The organism is Paenibacillus sp. J22R56 (genome assembly GCF_056269375.1).
This window is the reverse complement of sequence record NZ_JBWDNV010000011.1, coordinates 284319-302064: the sequence shown is the minus strand read 5'-3', so window position 1 is coordinate 302064 and position 17746 is coordinate 284319. Positions and strand designations below refer to the sequence as shown.

Here is a 17746-nt window from a genome sequence, read left to right as displayed (position 1 = left end):
TGCCCTTTCTGTTTAATTCGTTATATCTAAACTTTATCTCGCATTACATTACTCTTTATAGCTATATTTAGGTAGTGGGTGATCATTAATGAACGAGATCGAATACAAACAATTTTATGATAAAGTGGGCAAGATTAACGGATGGGATTTAAGCCATGTGAAATGTATTTCAGAGGGTGTGCAATGGAATTTCTTTCTGTTGACCCACACGCCTATTATTCCTAATTTCGGCGAATAAGAGCTAGACTATCACATCCTTTATCAGTTTGTTTTAAACAACCAAACAGATAAAGGAATCAAGACCAATGCTGCGCGTTTTGTGATTACAGCTAGGCTGTAGAACGGTATTCGTTCGAATCGGGCAAACCTGGCTGTGCTAGATTGGAAACCATCCAACCTAAACTGCCGCAGATCCATTGTGGTAAAGCTATGTTGGAATTCATACAGTCAAATCGGCGAGTAATGCCACAGGGGACCCTTCCGTGCTAAATTTCATTGTATGGAATCCAACCTGCCAACTCGTACAGTAGAATCGAGGGCATTTTGCTGTACAGAATCCAGTCTAGCCAGTGTCTATAAAAAAAACAGCCGCGGAATCCTTCCGCGGCTTCTTAGCATTGCCGTTACGCATACTTGGCAATCGCTTGTTGATATACATCCTTTGGCCGTAGGCCAATAAACTTGTCTACAGGCTCACCGTTGTGAAAAACAATAACGGTTGGCATCGACATGACGCCAAACTGCGAGGCAATGTCCGGTGATTCGTCACAGTCTACCTGCAGGATCGATACCCTCTCTCCTTCTTCCTGCTGCAGCTCATCAAGAATGGGGAGCAGCACTTTGCACGGTGGGCACCATTTTGCTCCAAACTCGACTAGTGTTACACCTTGCTGCCGAATTGCATTCTGAAAGCCAACATCATCAATCTTAGTTACACTCATTTTCTCTCCTCCGCTTCCTTCTGTTCATCTAGAATCGACTGAATGCGGTCTTCGAGGTTGGTTTTAATATTGTTCAGCAGATGGATTTGAGACTCAATCTCTTCAAGCTTCTGACGGTAGATCGGGAGTACCTCTTGGCAGAACGACTCTTTATTCATCAAGACGCAATGTAAGAAGCCTGCAATCTGCTCCGTCGATAAGCCAAGATGCAGGTACAGCTGAATCGTCTTCACCTGCTCCTCCGCAAGTGGTGAATACTCCCGATAACCGTTATCCAGCCGGATTGGTGTTAGCAGGCCTTGCTCCTCATAATAACGCAATGACCGCAGACTAACTCCGGTACGCTCCGACAGCTCTCCGATTTTCATCCTTTTACGCCTCCTGCATCGTCGATTCGAGTTGATTATATACCCTGACATTAGTGTGAGGGTCAAGCGGCATTTTACACAAAGACCCTTCCGAATCGGAAGGGTCTCTCTCTTGCTTCATTGCAGTCTATAAGCTTGTGGCGTTACGCCGGTCATTTTGAGAAAAGCGCGGTGGAATTGACTGGTGCTTGAGAAACCAAGATCCACGCTTATTTGACCAATTGTAGCTTCTGAGCGGCGCAGCCGGTTCATGGCTTCCTTAATCCGCAGCTTGAGCAAATATTGATACGGCGTTGTGCCTGTTGCTTCCCGGAAGGAACGAATGAAATGATAACGGCTTTGCAGCGCAATTCCAGCCAGCTCATCAATGTTAATCATCTCTTCGTAACAGTCATGAATGTAGGATAAAGCCCGAAGAATATGCGGATCTGAAATACCTGAAGGCATTCGTTCCTTCTCACCAAGCTTCAGCATGCCGCCCAGATAAGAGACAACATCCTGCTCCACTTCCTGCACTGCGAGCGGATCGGCCAAGGCCTGACCCTGTATAAGAGCCAGCATCCATTGACGGAAACGGCCGACTATATCATCAGCCTGAAAAGTCTGCTTAATATCATGACCCGTTCCAGCTATGAATTGCGGATCAATAGATGCCATCCCACCGTTCCCGCGTTCGCGTACCTTCAGGATAATTACCGAAGACTGCTCTCCCAGATAAAAATGATGCTCCGTACCTGGCGGCTGAAGTAGGCCACTGCCTTCTCTCAAGCCGTAACTATGCTCTTCCTGCGTAAAATGACAGATGCCCTTGATCGGCAGCGTAACCTGCATCCAGTCCTCATGCTTATGGGGAACATTCTTGAAGTTATGGCTTCCTTGCCATAACTCGATCCAATCCGTTTCTACCTTCATCTCCATGTCTCTTCACCTGCCATCATTATAGCAAAAGTTGCTCGGTTTGCAGCACTTTTCGCAACGACCTTGTTCCCCTTCTCCCGCTATACTGGAAAAAAATCAAAAAAGGAGTACAACGCAATGAATCAAACCGCTGCCATACAGGCTCAGCGCAATCCAGCGATCTGGATGCTGTTTGGCGTCAGCTTCGCCCATCTGCTGAATGATGCGATGCAGACCGCCGTGCCTTCGTCTTTTCCACTCTTTCAATCCACCATGCATCTGAGCTTTACCAAAATCGGCTGGGTTGCCTTTATGCTCAACATTACAGCGTCCATACTACAGCCCTTCATCGGATACATATCCGACCGCCGGCCAATGCCGTTTCTGCTTCCTCTTGGGATGCTTTTCTCCCTAGCAGGTGTAATTGGCTTCGCTTATGCAGACACCTTCTGGATGTTACTTGTATCTGCGACTCTTATCGGCGTAGGCTCTTCCGTTCTGCATCCGGAATCTTCCCGGGTAGCCCGAATGGCTGCTTCAAGCGGCAAGGGTATGGCACAATCGGTCTTCCAAGTGGGCGGCAATACTGGCCAAGCACTGGCACCTCTGCTCGTTGCCTTCTTATTAATGCCGCATGGGCAGCAAGGCTTCTTATGGTTTACGATTTTCGCTGTCGTTGGCATCGCTGTCCAGATCATCATCAGCCGCTGGTATGCTAGTCAGCTTACATTCGCGGCATCCGCTAAGAAAGCTGCAAATAAAATGCTGGATGCAGAGTCGCCGCATTCGACTATTTTTATTGCAGGTACCATGCTGCTGCTTATCATTCTGCTCTTTTCCAAATTCGTCTATATTGCGGGGATGACCGGTTATTACTCGTTCTATTTCATTGATCATTACAATCTGTCATTCTCCCGTGCCCAAATTTGCTTATTCGCGCTGCAATTTGCCGGCATGGTTGGTACCCTTCTTGGAGGACCACTTGCTGACAAGTTTGGCCGTAAAACAATGATCTGGATCTCTATTACTGGAACAGCACCGTTCTCGCTGCTGCTCCCTTACGTTAATCCCGCCATTGCTATGGTACTCTGCTGTGCAATTGGCCTGATCCTCATGTCCGGTTTCTCCGTTATTATCGTGTATGCGCAGGAGCTGCTGCCACGTCATATCGGAACCGTATCCGGTTTATTCTTCGGGCTGGCGTTTGGCATGGGAGGCCTCGGCTCCGTCCTGCTCGGATGGCTTACCGACGTGAAGGATGTTGCCTTTACGATCGAGCTTTGCTCCTTCCTTCCGCTGCTAGGATTATGCGCCTTCCTGCTGCCCAAGGATTCGAAGCTGATGCGTAAAGCGATATAGAAATAAGCTTTATTTTCCAGATTCAATCTCCAATAAATTCTATTACAATTGATATGCTTATCTGCTAATTGAAGCCATTGTAAATAGAAAGTGAGAGATTGAATGAATGGGAACTAAATTTGGAAACATTCATGTTAGAACGAATCAGATTGATGAAGTGCTAGCAGCTCTGAAAGAAATGATAAGCGTGAGCAAGGCAGCAGAGGTCATGTATCTCAGCACATTCGAATCGGGCTGGGTGAGCATTCTCAATGACTCGTTTGGCTGGGGTTCCTCTGAAGCATGTGGTGAGACGCTATCCCGTTACCTATCCTATCCCGTATTAACCTGCTCCTACTTTGATGACGATGTGCTGGAGATCAATCTGTTCCAAAGCGGCGAGTATATGACTGGACACTTATGGTGCTCCGAATCGACTCAAGAAGAGTATGAACTGGAAAGCAAAGAGGCAGACATCACTACTCTCGCTGAACTGCTTGGTCATAACCATACCGAACAAATCATACAGACCCTTAATCAAGAAGACCTCGAGGCGGCTATTGGGCAGCTGGAATCGATTCTGCAAATTCCGCTATGGATTCATTCGGAATGGTTTGAAGATATAGAGGATGAAGAAATCATTAGTAAGTATGTAAAATATGATTTTTGATAGGTAAAAGAAAAAGAGGGGACAAATCCCCTCTTTTTCACGTCCTGCTGTTCAAATTCATTTATGAATCGTAACCTTAGTACCATTCGGTATCGTATCGAACAACCACTCTACATCTTCATTTAACATCCGAATACATCCGGCGCTGGCATTCGTACCAATCGACGATGGAGCATTCGTCCCGTGAATCCCATACCTCGTCCCTTGTGTATTCGGAACGCTGATCCCCAGCCATCGGCTTCCTAGTGGATTTTTAGGATCGCCGCCGGGAATTCCCTTAGCGGAATACCAGGGATTTTCTATTTTCGTCATAATCTCAAAACTTCCGGTTGGCGTTAGACCTGCCTTTTTCCCGCTGGCAATATTAAAGCTCTTTTTAACCGTTCCGCCGGATTTCACATAGAGCTTGTTCTTGGTAATGTCGATATCAATGGATAGCTTGGCCGGAATAGTCCCTGCAGCCTTGCTTTCGGATTTGGTCATATAATACGGGTTTGGTATTTGCAGAGCATCTCCCGCCTGGATCTTGCTGGAGGCTGCATCCATTCCATTTGCCTGGACGATGGCCTGCTGATAGTCCTGCGCTTTGAAATATCGTACCGACAGATTATACAAGGTATCCCCTTTTAACACCGTATGTTTCCCTTCTCCTGACGGAAGCGGAATCCGGAGTGCCATACCGATTTTCAATCCGGTATCCGGAGACGTTATCCCATTGTAAGTCATTAAGGCGTCCATATATTTCGTACGGTTGAAATAACGGTTCGTAATGGCATAAACGCTATCTCCTTGCTGTACCGCATAGTAATCCAGGACCAGCGGATTGTTTAACTTGAGGACAGCTCCAGCCTTTAAGCCGGCTTTTGGATCCAGACCATTAGCCTTTGCTACCTGCTCATATTGGCCGGTCAAGTAATACTTCTTGGAGATGGCAAACAACGTATCCCCCGGCTTCACTGTGTACGGAACACTAATAGAGGACTCTTTGTTTTTGTTTTCCTCTGCGGCGCCTGAGCTGCCCGGGTAACTTACCACGGCCATCATAACAATAATCATACAAAAGACCCACTTCAACTGCCTACTCAACGATGATCACACCTTATGACAGAATAATTGCGGCTCATCAGATTCGATGCTATTCGTCATAATTCCTTCTCATTCGTCAGAGGAACCCCATAAATGATACAAACGTAGGACAAATAAAAAAAGAAACCCGTACACTACGGGTTTCTTTGGTATCACTACTCTGCTGATATGCCTACTTGCAACAAAGGAACAAAGTCCCATTACGACTATTCCATCCCCCAGCTGAACATGGACAGCATCATATTTCTTAAAGGTTCCACACTCTTGTTCATTAAAGTTACGGTGGTGCCTGCTGATACCTGCCAATCCAAGACAAGTCCAATAGCTAAAACACCACTCCAGGTCAACAGCACGATATAGACGACCAAATCCTTGTACCATCTCTTGCGAGTAAGCGGCCTGCAGCCTGCTATGAGCAGCGCGACATACACCAGCACTATGAGAAAAACCAAGTATCGCATAGGCTCACTTCTCCCTTTTGTCCATCAAATATTGAAATGATTTATTGCTGAGTCCCATTCGAGCCATTCGAAACTTTACTTTCGTCTCAAGCGGTGCCTCCTTAAAAACTTCATCCCAGTTCTTTCCCCACTCTTTCCATTGCTTCGGGTATTTACGATGCGTTTTCTCTGCGGCCCCGAATATATCGGCATTCATCTGCTGACCTTTCTTCCAAGCATCCTGGAGCAAGGAGTTGATCTGCACTTTTCCACCTTGCTCCAGCCCTTCAATTACACCGGGCTTATATAGATCCTGCGCGCAATTGGATTCCATTAATGTCCCAGAGACATCAACATCTGCCGTAAAGGTAAGCTTGCTTCCGCGCAGCTTAGGAATAATCTGGGTTGAAGACTTTAAGATTTGAACCGTATCATATCCTTTCTTTCCTTTTCCATCTTCACAAGGAACAACTATGAAGGATTGTTGTACACTATCACGCAAATAAGCAGCACCAAGCGATTCTTTCCGGCTCATCCAGCCTATCATTTTGTCATCCTTCATCACAGCCAGGCGCCCGAGCTTCAGCTTGGATGGAATGGAAGTGCTGCTGAACGAATCCAGGGAAGAGGTATCCCCCGCTCCTGATACGAAGATTTCCGGTACTACTGCACTTTTGGCATCGCCAGTCAGTTCCATTGCCAGCTGGTATACCGGAATATTCGGCAGAATAGAAGTGTTCTTCATTTCGGATAAAATAATTTCTTTCATTCCTGCACCCGAAATAGCCTGCAGCTGCATGAACTGCTCCATGATCCGTCTAGCCGTGCCGGGAGTCGCGAGCACGCTTACCGTTTCCCTTGAACCCGAATTGCGGAAGTAGACATCGATAAGCTCATTAACCCCGCGGTTCATCGCTTTTTCTCCAATCACAACGACCCGGTTATGGGCGAAAAACAGCTTGCGGGGGCTCTCGGAAAAGCTGTGCATAATCGCATCACGAATCGTCTTGCCCTTTGTGGAGTACACAATAATAGGCGACTTTGGTCCTCCGCCCCCTGAACCGCCTGTTACCGTAGAAATCGCTGCGGGTATGACGACCTGATACGATACAATCCAGCTCTCACCATCCCAGTCGATTCCGGTTGCCGATGTAATAGCTATCTCATTCAGCTCGATTCGGTTCCAGCAGCCTGTTATTGCGAAAGCTATGAACAGTAACAGAGCAGCACAAGCTGTACGTTTAATAACAAGAATACTCATGGTTTCTGCCCCCCCTGCTTCCTTTTCCCCCGTGTTATCAAAAGTCCCAGGGCAATTAATAGGGGCAGCGCAATATTCATGATGATCAACTGCGGCATATTAACCAAGTTCATATAACCGCCCTCCATATTACGCGGCCATTCGCCCAGCGTCGTCACGACGGCAAGAAGGCTTAACCCGAGCAGCACATGATGTTCACTCTTCAAGCGAAGAGAACGGGTCAAACAATGCACCCCTGCAAACAGAAATACAGCTAATTTGATATACATCGTCAAACACCAGACGGACACCGTAAAAACTTCTATCCGCTCCAGAAATTCACCGACCTCTACGATTGCCATGACGTTAACAAAGGTATAGGACATCAATGGGACGAGCTGCGGTCCAAAGATGGTTAATGCCAATAAAATAACTATCACCAACTGTAGAGAGCCAAGGATCGAACCCATTATTCCTACCCGCACAACGGATTCTGGTTTTTTCATTAAAGGAGTCAATAACAGCAAAATTGACACTTCAGATAGAATTCCTATTGGAGGGAAGGACGCAATCGACATTCTTGCTGCGCTGGTATCAAACAAGGGAATCAGCCTCTTGAAGTCAATATCTGTGTATAGGATACAGATGGATACCGGCAAAACAATTAGAATCAGTATCAGCACCATAAAAGCAGAGCGTGCAATTGCCTCTATCCCCTGAAAGACCGTAAAGGCAGATACCGCTACCATCAAGCCTGCCAGCATAAATAGCGGAGTCTCATCAAGTACAATATCCGAAACAAAATTAACGAAAATTTTCACAATAACACAAAAGGAGTTGAAATAGTAAAGACCTATCAGTAAACCAATAGCAATCCCAATAGGCTTGCCAAAGCAGCTCTCCATCCACTCGACAAAGGGCTGCCCAGTATTGGCCTTGCTTATAGCCGCTATGACTAGAGCCATAAGGATACCAACTATGCCCGCTATAACACCTGAAATCCATGCATCATGGTGAGCAATGCTGACCATCATGCTTGGCATCTCTAGTACCATTGTAGGCGTAATGGTGCTTTGGATTAAGGCAACTGTCTGCATGGTCGAAATAGCGGGTTTCATAGCTCTAGGCTCCTTCCTGATCAGGGCTAGGCTTCTGCCCGGCACCTGCCCTTGTTATGTTTTTCTTGCTTGCAATATTTTTTGGACGATTGCGCATCGCCCACCAAGGTACACGGACCAGCACATCCTTCAAATTCGACACAACAAACGGTGCAAAAGGCATCATGTACGGCTTGCCGAATGAACGTAAGCCACACAAGTGAGCAAGCAGAATCATAAGTCCCGACATGATGCCAAACAAACCAAATGTCCCCGCGAGTATCATAAGAACAAAGCGGATAAGCCGCGCAGCTATCCCCATATTTACTGCGGGAATTACAAAGCTCGCGATCGCCGTAAACGATACGACAATAACCATTGCTGCCGAAATAATACCGGCTTGAACCGCAGCTTGACCAAGTACGAGCGCCCCAACAATCGAAATAGCAGGTCCGATAATGCGCGGCATTCGAACGCCTGCTTCCCGTAATATCTCGAAGGTGATCTCCATCAAGAAAGCTTCAAGCAATGCAGGAAACGGAATACCCTCGCGCTGTGCAGCCAAGCTAATGAGCAGCGAGGTCGGCAGCATCTCCTGATGGAAGGTGGTAATGGCAATATACAGGGATGGCAGCAGCATGGAGATAAAGAAGGAGGCCATCCGAATAATCCTTAGAAATGTCGCAATATCATATCGCTGGTAGTAATCCTCGCTGGATTGAAAAAACTTCACAAAGGTTACCGGAGCTTGAAGAACAAACGGTGTTCCCGACACCATAATAACGACCTGGCCTTCTAATATACCCGCGCATGCCGCATCTGGACGCTCCGTATTTTGGAGGAGAGGGAATGGCGTAAAGGCCCTATCCTGAATAAATTCTTCAATATAACCACTCTCGAGCACGCCATCTATATCGATGGCATCTAGCCTGCGGTGAACCTCCTTAATAACCTCAACCTCTGCGATCCCCTCCAGATAGACGATCGCAATATTTGTCCTCGTCTGATGTCCTATCATTTTGTAATCAAAACGTAAGTCTGGTGACTTAATTATTCGACGGATAAGTGAAGTATTGGTCCGCAAATTTTCGGTAAAGCCTTCTTTTGGTCCCCGTATAACAGTCTGGCTGCTTGGCTCCTCCACCGCTCGGGACTTGCCTCCGGTTGTATCAATAATAATGGCCCGAAGGCTGCCATCTACAACAAGAATGGTGCTTCCTTCTAGCATCGCATAGCATGCTTTATTGATCGAATTGACCTCGCCAAGCTTGCCGTTTGCGATCACCCGCTCGGTTAGATGATGATAAAGGCTCGACTCCACTCCGCCTTCGATATATCGATTGGCATCATCAAGTAGACCAAGCAGCATCGTGTTAAGTGAGACACCATCTACAATGCCATCAATATAGAGCAGTGCATAACGGGCATTATCAAATGAACGATGCTGGAGGGTACGGCATACGATATCCGCGCCACCGCCTAGAAAGCGATGCAGACGTTCAATATTAATGTCCAAATCGGGAATGAGCACTTGCTCGGGTTTCTTTTCTTGTTGTGGAGCTTCCGCCTCGGATTGTTTGGTTTTTTTATCATTTGGCATGGTTGCTTTCCTCACTAGATGGATGGCTTGGTTGCTTATGAGTCCTGCCAGAGCGTACACCTTTTCTTAACAGCATAACGATCAGCAGTACAGCTGGTATAAGCATTTGGAAAATTGGAAAGTGATACTTCAAGTTTTGCTCGAAGCCTACGTTAACCTGATGCATATAGCTCTTGAACCAAAACGAGCCGATGAATATACCAAGCCCGACCGGAATCGCAGCTATCCGCAGCGAGATGCCGAGCAAATAAGCAAGGGCGAGTGAAGCGCCCAAGTAGTAGGCAGTCAATTTGACATACACGGCAGTGAAAAAGAGCAGGGCTACAAGTGGATCAATCCGCTCAAATACGTTGCCAATTGAAATAAAGGTTGCTGCTTGAAGCAGTGGGACAGTACTCCAGCCGGCAAACGATCCAAGACTGGAGATAATGACTACATTCATAAAGGTAATGAACACCCCAGCGAATAAATAGCCCTTGATCGTCATTTTCATAACTTGGCTGAACTGCTTAAACTCAACATAACGCCAGAACATGAGGAACAACACCATTTCACCAAACGGAAACGAAATAATCTCAGGAATGGCGGCGTCCCAGACCGGCTTGAATCCCTTCTCCAAGAACGGCAGCAGCCGGTTAAAATCAATAAGCCCTGAGCTGATCAGCAGAATATACAGCACTATATAAATCAACAGCAGAACAGGCAGCAGCATTTCAACCATCCGGAAGAATACACCTGGCCCTCCCATTACCGCATAGCCGCCAATCAGACAGATGATGAGCATAACGACCGATAAAGGCGTATCCGAGAGCAGGAGCATAATAGACAAGTCCGCAAACTCACGAACGTTACGAATACACTTGTAGCAGTAGTAGATGACATAGATGAAACCAAATGCGAAGCCAATGACTTTGCCGAAATACAGTTTATAAATTTCAATAAGGTTCTTCTCCGGCTCCAGCTTTTGAATCTGCAAAGTCACTAAGCTAAGCAGTACCAGCCCGGCTAACACCCCTATAAAAACGGACATCCAGGCATCCTTCTCAGCCTTACCTCCGAGCGCAAACAAGGAGGAGCTACCGATCAAAAATAATATGACCGTCGAAGCCATCTGCCTCAGCGTCACCATGACTTATCTCCCCCTTTCACGCGACGTGCCCAGTTTTGGTTTCCTTATCATGCACAGCCGGGTGGAAAAAAATGCATTAGCAAGAAAAGGCCAGGATATAAAAAAGACATGGAGCGCTCTCCATGTCTTCAATCGTTATGCATTTATTTTTTATACGGATTCTGCATCTGCCATGACTGGAGCCACGGCTGCTGCAACAACCTCCACTACCTCCCGCACCATCAAGTTCACTGACCTTCGCTGAGGATTACGGCTCCACTGCAAAGCTGTCCCAAATATACCCCAGCTAATGACCATAGCAGTCGTTTCCAGCATTTCTTCGGAGCTCGATGCGCGATGCTCCTCCTTCAACCACCTAAGCAGCAGTTGATCAAGCTCCTTATGCATGGCGATTTCAAACAGCGGTTCAAATTGATTATCGCCGGGCGTCATGTATTGCCTGAACCGAATTAGAAACTCGAATACGGTTTGAATAATAATTTGAAGGCTGTTCATCCCCGTAATTCTAAGGTCGGGCAATTTGTCCTTCATGATCATCAGAAACTTCTCTCTCATCCAGCATTCCAGAAAAGCATTCTTATCTTCGAAATGCGCATAGAAGGTGGCGCGATTGACAGTCGCTTGATTCGTAATATCCTGAATCGATATGGAGTAAATGTTTTTCTTTTGCTCGAGCAGCTCCATGAAGGCAATCATCATCAACTGCCTCGTACGTTTCACTCGTGGGTCATTTGGATTAACAGGCATATTCTACCTCACTCTTCAGGATACAAAACCGACAGAAACAGGTATCTGTTGTCTACACAACGATAGCTCTCTATTGCTGATTGTTCGGCTAATGAAATCCGCTTATCCTTTCATTATGCCGTGTATGACGATGGCTAAGCAACACAGGAAAGGATGATAGAGATGATTATTGTAACAGGAGCAAACGGACAGCTAGGACGGGCCGTAGTGGATCAATTACTTAAGCGAGTACCAGCAGAGACGATTGGCGTGAGTGTCCGCGATGTGACTAAAGCACAAGCACTTATAGAACGAGGAGTACGAGTCCGCAGAGGAGACTACGATGATGCTGCAAGTCTTGCCAATGCCTTCGAGGGAGCATCTCAGGTTCTTATTGTTTCTTCCGACAGCTCGGGAGAGGCAACGATCCGTCAGCATCAAACAGCTATTGATGCAGCGAAGATAGCTGGAGCCGTCCGTATTCTCTACACAAGCCAGATGGGCTCATCACATACTTCGCATTTCGCCCCAATGGTAGACCATGCAGCCACCGAAGAGATGCTGCAAGCCTCAGGAATACCATACACTTCTCTTCGTAACGGCTTTTACACCGCTTCGGGCATTATGCTGCTTGGCCAAGCCATTCAGACAGGAATCTTGGCAGCTCCGGCAGACGGCCCGGTTGCCTGGACTTCCCACTCCGATCTCGCGGAACTAACGGCAATCCTGCTTACTGAGCAGCCTATTGACGGCGTGACCCCCGTGCTGACGTCTTCTGAGATGCTGGACCTGGAAGGCATCGCCGCGGTAGCATCGGAACTGACAGGACGTCCAATCCGCCGGGTTGTTATATCGGATGAAGAGTATCGTGACCAGTTGATTTCCTATGGCCTTCCCGAAGAACGGGCAGATCTGCTGCTCGGTATTTTCCTCGCAAGCCGCAAAGGGGAGTTCGCACGAACAGATTCCACATTGGCTAAGCTCATCGGCCGTGCGCCACTGACTTTCCGAGATGTGCTGAAGACATCACTATCACTTGGTTAATCATAAAATGAACCTGGTTAATTGCAAACGGAGCAATTCGAATGATTCTGTAGAAGCGTCAGCGTTCGCTTTTGCTCGGGGATTCCAACCTTAACTCGTTGATTCATAGGAATCCCCGAGCAATGGCGATCGGAAGAACATTCGAATGCGTAGGTTGCTGCTTAACCCAAATAAAAAAGGGCTGCCCATAGTCATATCAATGACCCAATGGTGTAGCCCATTATTTTTCTATTATCGAGAGAACAGCTTGAAGTTTGATTTATCTGGGGTTAGACCAGCAACCGGCAGAATGTTTAAGCCGAACTCCACATCAATGTGGGATGAGGATAAAAAACAAAAGGACGCCTCCCGCTCCGCGTCCGTCCCGAGATTGTTGCCGCCTCTAACCTAGGAATTGTCTCTTGGTGGCTGAAAGAAAAACACCGTTCAGCCCTAAATATATGGCAAGCCAGCTTGAGGCTTTATTTATGAATGGGGATCAGTGAAATTCATGGATTTCATTTTGCATATACTCGGCAAACTCGACTAACTGCTTGTTATCAAACTCCAGCTTATTTCCCCCACCTCTACCGTTGTATGCCTCTAAGCATTTGTTAATCATAGAATGGAACTTGCTCGGCAATGTGCGCAATCCCCACTCTCCCCCTTCTAGCTTGGAGGATATGGTACCTTCCCGCAAATACAAGAGAACTCTGCACAAATTCAAAGAATAATACATCGGCTGGTCCACAATTTCTTTAGAAGCATCTCCAATATCATTAAGTATGGACTGTACATAATATTTACGCTCTACGGGTTGGAATAGTTCTCGAATGGGACTGCCGTAAAGGGTAATCCCCCTATGATAGATGACTGTACAATGTGCAGCTAGATCTGGATCCTCAAACCCGCCGCAAAGGTAATCCGAATCTGATTGATACCGCTGACGATGATAATCAGAGTAATGGTATTCAAATGGAGTCGGATAAACAAAGCTGCGTACATAAGTTTCTAAGACCACACTAAGCTCAATTCCCCGTCCACTTGGCCATTCATCATGGAGCATTAACAAGTGCTCTGTCATCGCCTTTTGTTCGTCTTTTGATAACCTGTTCTTCACAACAATTAATAAATCCAAATCACTTTTATCCGGATTAAAACATCCCATGGCAAGCGATCCGTGCAAGTAGATGCCAGACAGGTTATCCAGTAAAACCTTCTGAAAGGTGGTCACCATTTTAGCTAAGTAAGTGTCTATATTCATATAATACCCGCCTTCAATATATAGTCCATGATGTTCTCCCATCGTAAAATGGTAAAAACAACTACTTACAAAGTATACCATGTAAATAAATTGAATAAGTTGTCAGTTATTTTCGTAGTTTCAACTTGCTATTTGCACACAAACAACCCATAAATATCGTCAATAGAAATTCCTCATGTAAACATAAAAAATCCCACTTACTTTCCATGCAAACGTGATATAATCTCCATAGTTTTCAATTCAAGGAAGAGCCGTCTCTATTCCATTGGATGTTCCTATCCAAGGAGGAGGGAGGGCTGTTCTCTCTGAAATTCGGAAATCCACACACTAAAAAGTTGGTGATCAGATGTTTCAACTCAATTGGTTATGGCAGAACTTGAAAGGCGACCGTGTACGGTATATTCTCGCGTTGTGCCTATCGGTCGTAGGCTCCTCGCTTACGATTATTAACCCGTACATTGGTCAGCGCATTGTCGATACCTTTATCGCAGGCGATAATGCCGTTCAAAATCTGACGGATAAACGGGCGCTGCTGATCGGCCTTTGTATTGGCATGATCGGCTTTTCCCTGCTGCGTACAGGTCTGGCCTATTTTACAACCTTGCTGTACGAACGCGCATCACAGAACATGCTGTACCGTGTCCGGATTTATCTGTACAACAAAATCCAAGGACAAGACATGAATTATTACGACCGCAACCGTACCGGGGATCTGATGACCAAGATGACAGGTGACCTTGATATGGTGCGTCACTCCATGGCTTGGATCATTAAGACGATTATCGAGTCGCTGACGGTATTCCTAGCAGCGGTCGCCTACTTCTTCTTCATCGACGTTGGACTCACCTTATGGCTGCTTCTTCTGTCGCCGCCAATTTTTATCGTAGCGTTTATTTTCGCCAGACGCGTACGCCCGATGTATATCGACCTTCGGGAGCGGCTGTCACAGCTGAATACAACGACTCAGGAAAATATCGCAGGCAACCGTGTCGTCAAAGCATTTGCCCGGGAAGAATTCGAGATTCAGAAATTCTCCGAGAAGAATATTAATTATTCCACGGCGAACAAGAAAGCCGCTTTGGTATGGCTTGATTACTTCCCGTATCTGGAGACTCTCTCACAAGCCTTTAACGTCATCCTTATGCTCGCCGGCGGCCTGCTAGTTATGGACGGACGTATTACCTTTGGTGAATTCTCGGCCTTTTCCGCGTTGATCTGGGGTCTGTCCAACCCGATGCGGAATATCGGTATTATCATTAATGATATTCAGCGGTTCTTTGCCAGCCTTAGCAAAATCGTCGATGTCTACTATGCCCAGCCTCAAATTGTTAACGAGCATAAAGGTTCCTCAACAGTTCGCTTTAAGGGCCGCATCCAGTTCGACAACGTAAGCTTCAAATACGACAGCGCAACTGTTCTGGAAAATATCAGCTTTACCGTTGAGCCGGGTGAGACGATCGCCATCATGGGAGCAACAGGCTCAGGCAAGACGACGCTGATTAATCTTATTCCACGCTTCTATGACGTGAGCAAGGGCCGCGTCTTAGTGGACGGTACCGACGTTCGCAAGCTGAAGCTTGATGAACTCCGCAGCAATATAGGGGTAGCTACACAGGATGTCCTGCTGTTCTCCGATACCATTGATGGCAACATTGCTTATGGCGATCCGGATATGCCGGAAGAGGAAGTGACGAAGTTCGCTAAGCTCGCCGCCGCAGATGATTTTATCCGCAAGATGCCAGAAGGTTATGATACTGTCGTTGGCGAACGTGGCGTAGGCCTCTCCGGTGGACAAAAGCAGCGTATAGCTTTGGCCCGTGCTATGGCCGTACAGCCTCCTATTCTGATTCTCGACGATACAACTTCGGCTGTAGATAACGAGACAGAAGAGCATATTCAGCGAAGCCTTAATGAACTGGAATTCTCCTGTACGAAAATTATCATTGCTCAGCGTGTGTCCACGACTGCTCATGCTGATCGTATTCTAATTCTAGACAATGGCCGTGTCATTGAAGAAGGCACTCATGCCGAATTATTGGCGAACCGCGGCTACTATTACGGCGTATTCAAGCTGCAGAACGAAGGCATCGAAAGAGAGGTGACCGCTCATGGCAAGAAATAAATTCGACATCGACGAGAATTTGGAGTCACCCTTTAATATACGGCACTTCAAACGTGCACTCATCTACATCAAACGTCAGAAAAAGCCGATGATCATCGCTTTCGTGCTAAGTGCATTGTCAGCGGGTATCGCACTCTCTGCACCGCTTATCATGCAGCATGTTGTCGACTACACCATTCCTGCGAAGGACAAATCAGGGCTGGTCCTATGGTCAGTGGTTATGCTTGCGACCATCGTTGTCAGCGTTATTCTGGCTACCATCCGCTCACGGATGATGACCCGTGTCGGGCAGGATATCATCTTTGATATCCGTACGGATCTGTTCAAGCATTTGCAAGAGCTGCCGTTCCAATATTATGATGATCGTCCGCAAGGTAAGATTCTGATTCGGGTCGTCAACTACGTCAACTCTGTATCAGATGTACTTTCCAACGGTATCATCAACCTTATCCTTGAAATATTGAACCTGCTCTTCATTGGTATCTTTATGTTCGCCGTCGATGCCAGACTATCACTTATCATCCTTGGTGGTCTGCCTATCTTTATTGCCATTATGCTGCTCATCAAGACCAAGCAGCGCCGGGCATGGCAGGCCGTATCCAACAAGAGCTCCAACTTGAATGCATACATGCAGGAAAGTATCAGCGGCATTCGCGTTACTCAGATCTTCAATCGGGAACAACGTAATGAAGGAATCTTTACCCGCCTGTCCGTCAACTATCGCCAAGCTTGGATGAGAACAATGTATTTCAACTTCCTAGTACCGTTCTCAGTTGATAACCTGACAACGCTAGTAACGACCTCCATCTATTTCGTAGGCTTGCTGGCACTGAGTCCTCAAGAGGTCACCTTCGGCGTCATTCTTGCTATGAGCAGCTACGCGGCACGCTTCTGGCAGCCGATTCTTAACATTTCTAACTTATATAACAGCTTTATCAATGCCGTATCTTATCTGGAACGGATCTTCGAGACGCTGGATGAGCCGGTGACCGTAAGTGATGTGCCTAAGGCCAAAGAACTTCCTCCGATCAAAGGACGGGTAACGTTCGAGGATATGACCTTCGCCTACGATCCAGGCCACAACATACTGGAGAACTTAAGCTTCGATATTAAGGCTGGTGAGAGTATCGCACTTGTTGGTCCAACCGGCGCGGGGAAAACAACGGTCGTCAATCTGATCTCACGTTTTTATAACGTATCAAGTGGTAAGATTCTTATCGACGGCTATGATATTGCGGAGATGAAGCTCAAATCGCTGCGAAGCCAAATGGGTATCATGCTGCAGGACAGCTTCATCTTCTCTGGTACAATCATGGACAATATTCGTTACGGCAAGCTCGATGCTACAGAAGAAGAAATTATCGCTGCAGCTAAAACGGTTTGTGCCGATGATTTCATCCGTGAGTTCGAGAATGGCTATATGACAGAGGTTAATGAACGCGGCTCGAAGCTGTCCCAAGGACAACGTCAGCTGATCTCTTTCGCCCGTACACTGCTCGCCAATCCGCGTATCCTCATTCTAGATGAAGCTACTTCATCCATTGATGCGCAGACTGAGCGCTTGCTGCAGAAAGGTTTGAACGAGTTGCTCAAAGGGCGGACTTCGTTCATCATCGCGCATCGCCTCTCCACCGTTAAGAACTGCGACCGTATCATGTATGTAGCTGATAAAGGCATTGCCGAATCAGGCTCGCATGACGAACTGATGGCGCAGCGCGGCAGATACTACAAGCTGTATTCCGCTCAAAAAATGGAAGCTATTTAACAATAAGCAGGGCCCCTGATCTTATCTAAGCTCAGGGGCC

The 17746-nt window shown here is 46.8% G+C and carries 16 protein-coding genes and 1 pseudogene; 6 read left to right on the top strand and 11 right to left on the bottom strand.

Going from position 1 to position 17746, the window contains the following annotated elements; all coding sequences use genetic code 11:
- Nucleotides 1-88 precede the first annotated feature (88 nt).
- Nucleotides 89-196: pseudogene (locus AC0YNT_RS25900) on the top strand (SAM-dependent methyltransferase); the annotation flags it as partial.
- Between the two features lie 427 nt (nt 197-623).
- On the opposite strand, the gene AC0YNT_RS25895 reads toward AC0YNT_RS25900, so the two are convergent.
- From AC0YNT_RS25895 to AC0YNT_RS25885, 3 genes are all read right to left on the bottom strand, one after another.
- Complete coding sequence (locus AC0YNT_RS25895; RefSeq protein ID WP_475807195.1) at nt 624-941, bottom strand: thioredoxin family protein; 318 nt, start codon at nt 939-941, stop codon at nt 624-626.
- Nucleotides 938-1309, bottom strand: a complete 372-nt coding sequence (locus AC0YNT_RS25890; protein WP_475807194.1) for a MerR family transcriptional regulator — start codon at nt 1307-1309, stop codon at nt 938-940. Before AC0YNT_RS25890 ends, AC0YNT_RS25895 begins: the two co-directional genes overlap by 4 nt.
- 117 nt (nt 1310-1426) lie before the next feature.
- Entirely contained in the window at nt 1427-2221 is a 795-nt protein-coding gene (locus AC0YNT_RS25885) for a helix-turn-helix domain-containing protein (protein ID WP_475807193.1), read from the bottom strand.
- A 123-nt stretch (nt 2222-2344) separates the two neighbouring features.
- On the opposite strand from AC0YNT_RS25885, the gene AC0YNT_RS25880 reads away from it, so the two are divergent.
- Nucleotides 2345-3565, top strand: coding sequence for an MFS transporter (locus tag AC0YNT_RS25880; RefSeq protein ID WP_475807192.1), 1221 nt, complete (start codon nt 2345-2347; stop codon nt 3563-3565).
- A 106-nt stretch (nt 3566-3671) separates the two neighbouring features.
- Nucleotides 3672-4214, top strand: a complete 543-nt coding sequence (locus tag AC0YNT_RS25875; RefSeq protein WP_475807191.1) for a hypothetical protein — start codon at nt 3672-3674, stop codon at nt 4212-4214.
- A 57-nt stretch (nt 4215-4271) separates the two neighbouring features.
- On the opposite strand, the gene AC0YNT_RS25870 is transcribed toward AC0YNT_RS25875, so the two are convergent.
- The 7 genes from AC0YNT_RS25870 to AC0YNT_RS25840 all read right to left on the bottom strand — a co-directional run bounded on the left by AC0YNT_RS25870 (nt 4272) and on the right by AC0YNT_RS25840 (nt 11553).
- Nucleotides 4272-5270: a LysM peptidoglycan-binding domain-containing protein gene (locus tag AC0YNT_RS25870; protein WP_475807190.1), complete on the bottom strand. Its 999-nt coding sequence runs from the start codon at nt 5268-5270 to the stop codon at nt 4272-4274.
- Between the two features lie 236 nt (nt 5271-5506).
- Nucleotides 5507-5761: a hypothetical protein gene (locus AC0YNT_RS25865; RefSeq protein ID WP_475807189.1), complete on the bottom strand. Its 255-nt coding sequence runs from the start codon at nt 5759-5761 to the stop codon at nt 5507-5509.
- Between the two features lie 4 nt (nt 5762-5765).
- Entirely contained in the window at nt 5766-7001 is a 1236-nt protein-coding gene (locus AC0YNT_RS25860) for a Ger(x)C family spore germination protein (RefSeq protein ID WP_475807188.1), read from the bottom strand.
- Complete coding sequence (locus AC0YNT_RS25855; RefSeq protein WP_475807187.1) at nt 6998-8098, bottom strand: GerAB/ArcD/ProY family transporter; 1101 nt, start codon at nt 8096-8098, stop codon at nt 6998-7000. Before AC0YNT_RS25855 ends, AC0YNT_RS25860 begins: the two co-directional genes overlap by 4 nt.
- Nucleotides 8099-8102: 4 nt before the next feature.
- Nucleotides 8103-9677, bottom strand: a complete 1575-nt coding sequence (locus AC0YNT_RS25850) for a spore germination protein (RefSeq protein WP_475807186.1) — start codon at nt 9675-9677, stop codon at nt 8103-8105.
- On the bottom strand, nt 9667-10806 hold the full coding sequence (locus tag AC0YNT_RS25845) for a GerAB/ArcD/ProY family transporter (RefSeq protein WP_475807185.1): 1140 nt from the start codon (nt 10804-10806) through the stop codon (nt 9667-9669). Before AC0YNT_RS25845 ends, AC0YNT_RS25850 begins: the two co-directional genes overlap by 11 nt.
- 150 nt (nt 10807-10956) lie before the next feature.
- Nucleotides 10957-11553: a TetR/AcrR family transcriptional regulator gene (locus AC0YNT_RS25840; RefSeq protein ID WP_475807184.1), complete on the bottom strand. Its 597-nt coding sequence runs from the start codon at nt 11551-11553 to the stop codon at nt 10957-10959.
- A gap of 162 nt (nt 11554-11715) precedes the next feature.
- Here AC0YNT_RS25840 and AC0YNT_RS25835 point away from each other — a divergent pair, with 162 nt between their 5' ends.
- Entirely contained in the window at nt 11716-12576 is an 861-nt protein-coding gene (locus AC0YNT_RS25835) for an SDR family oxidoreductase (RefSeq protein ID WP_475807183.1), read from the top strand.
- A gap of 478 nt (nt 12577-13054) precedes the next feature.
- On the opposite strand, the gene AC0YNT_RS25830 is transcribed toward AC0YNT_RS25835, so the two are convergent.
- Nucleotides 13055-13819: an aminoglycoside adenylyltransferase domain-containing protein gene (locus tag AC0YNT_RS25830; protein WP_475807182.1), complete on the bottom strand. Its 765-nt coding sequence runs from the start codon at nt 13817-13819 to the stop codon at nt 13055-13057.
- Nucleotides 13820-14165: 346 nt separating this feature from the next.
- Between AC0YNT_RS25830 and AC0YNT_RS25825 the strand changes: the two genes are divergently transcribed.
- Both AC0YNT_RS25825 and AC0YNT_RS25820 read left to right on the top strand, forming a co-directional pair.
- Nucleotides 14166-15941 carry an ABC transporter ATP-binding protein gene (locus AC0YNT_RS25825; protein ID WP_475807181.1) on the top strand — a complete coding sequence of 592 codons (1776 nt, stop codon included), beginning with the start codon at nt 14166-14168 and terminating at the stop codon, nt 15939-15941.
- Complete coding sequence (locus tag AC0YNT_RS25820) at nt 15928-17706, top strand: ABC transporter ATP-binding protein (RefSeq protein WP_475807180.1); 1779 nt, start codon at nt 15928-15930, stop codon at nt 17704-17706. The genes AC0YNT_RS25825 and AC0YNT_RS25820 overlap by 14 nt, the downstream gene beginning before the upstream one ends.
- The last annotated feature ends 40 nt before the right edge of the window (nt 17707-17746 follow it).

Bases quoted from the DNA above. Each gene is read 5' to 3' on its own strand.
- AC0YNT_RS25895 (WP_475807195.1), bottom strand. From the start codon at position 941: ATGAGTGTAACTAAGATTGATGATGTTGGCTTTCAGAATGCAATTCGG.
- AC0YNT_RS25890 (WP_475807194.1), bottom strand. From the start codon at position 1,309: ATGAAAATCGGAGAGCTGTCGGAGCGTACCGGAGTTAGTCTGCGGTCA.
- AC0YNT_RS25885 (WP_475807193.1), bottom strand. From the start codon at position 2,221: ATGAAGGTAGAAACGGATTGGATCGAGTTATGGCAAGGAAGCCATAAC.
- AC0YNT_RS25880 (WP_475807192.1), top strand. From the start codon at position 2,345: ATGAATCAAACCGCTGCCATACAGGCTCAGCGCAATCCAGCGATCTGG.
- AC0YNT_RS25875 (WP_475807191.1), top strand. From the start codon at position 3,672: ATGGGAACTAAATTTGGAAACATTCATGTTAGAACGAATCAGATTGAT.
- AC0YNT_RS25870 (WP_475807190.1), bottom strand. From the start codon at position 5,270: ATGATTATTGTTATGATGGCCGTGGTAAGTTACCCGGGCAGCTCAGGC.
- AC0YNT_RS25865 (WP_475807189.1), bottom strand. From the start codon at position 5,761: ATGCGATACTTGGTTTTTCTCATAGTGCTGGTGTATGTCGCGCTGCTC.
- AC0YNT_RS25860 (WP_475807188.1), bottom strand. From the start codon at position 7,001: ATGAGTATTCTTGTTATTAAACGTACAGCTTGTGCTGCTCTGTTACTG.
- AC0YNT_RS25855 (WP_475807187.1), bottom strand. From the start codon at position 8,098: ATGAAACCCGCTATTTCGACCATGCAGACAGTTGCCTTAATCCAAAGC.
- AC0YNT_RS25850 (WP_475807186.1), bottom strand. From the start codon at position 9,677: ATGCCAAATGATAAAAAAACCAAACAATCCGAGGCGGAAGCTCCACAA.
- AC0YNT_RS25845 (WP_475807185.1), bottom strand. From the start codon at position 10,806: ATGGTGACGCTGAGGCAGATGGCTTCGACGGTCATATTATTTTTGATC.
- AC0YNT_RS25840 (WP_475807184.1), bottom strand. From the start codon at position 11,553: ATGCCTGTTAATCCAAATGACCCACGAGTGAAACGTACGAGGCAGTTG.
- AC0YNT_RS25835 (WP_475807183.1), top strand. From the start codon at position 11,716: ATGATTATTGTAACAGGAGCAAACGGACAGCTAGGACGGGCCGTAGTG.
- AC0YNT_RS25830 (WP_475807182.1), bottom strand. From the start codon at position 13,819: ATGAATATAGACACTTACTTAGCTAAAATGGTGACCACCTTTCAGAAG.
- AC0YNT_RS25825 (WP_475807181.1), top strand. From the start codon at position 14,166: ATGTTTCAACTCAATTGGTTATGGCAGAACTTGAAAGGCGACCGTGTA.
- AC0YNT_RS25820 (WP_475807180.1), top strand. From the start codon at position 15,928: ATGGCAAGAAATAAATTCGACATCGACGAGAATTTGGAGTCACCCTTT.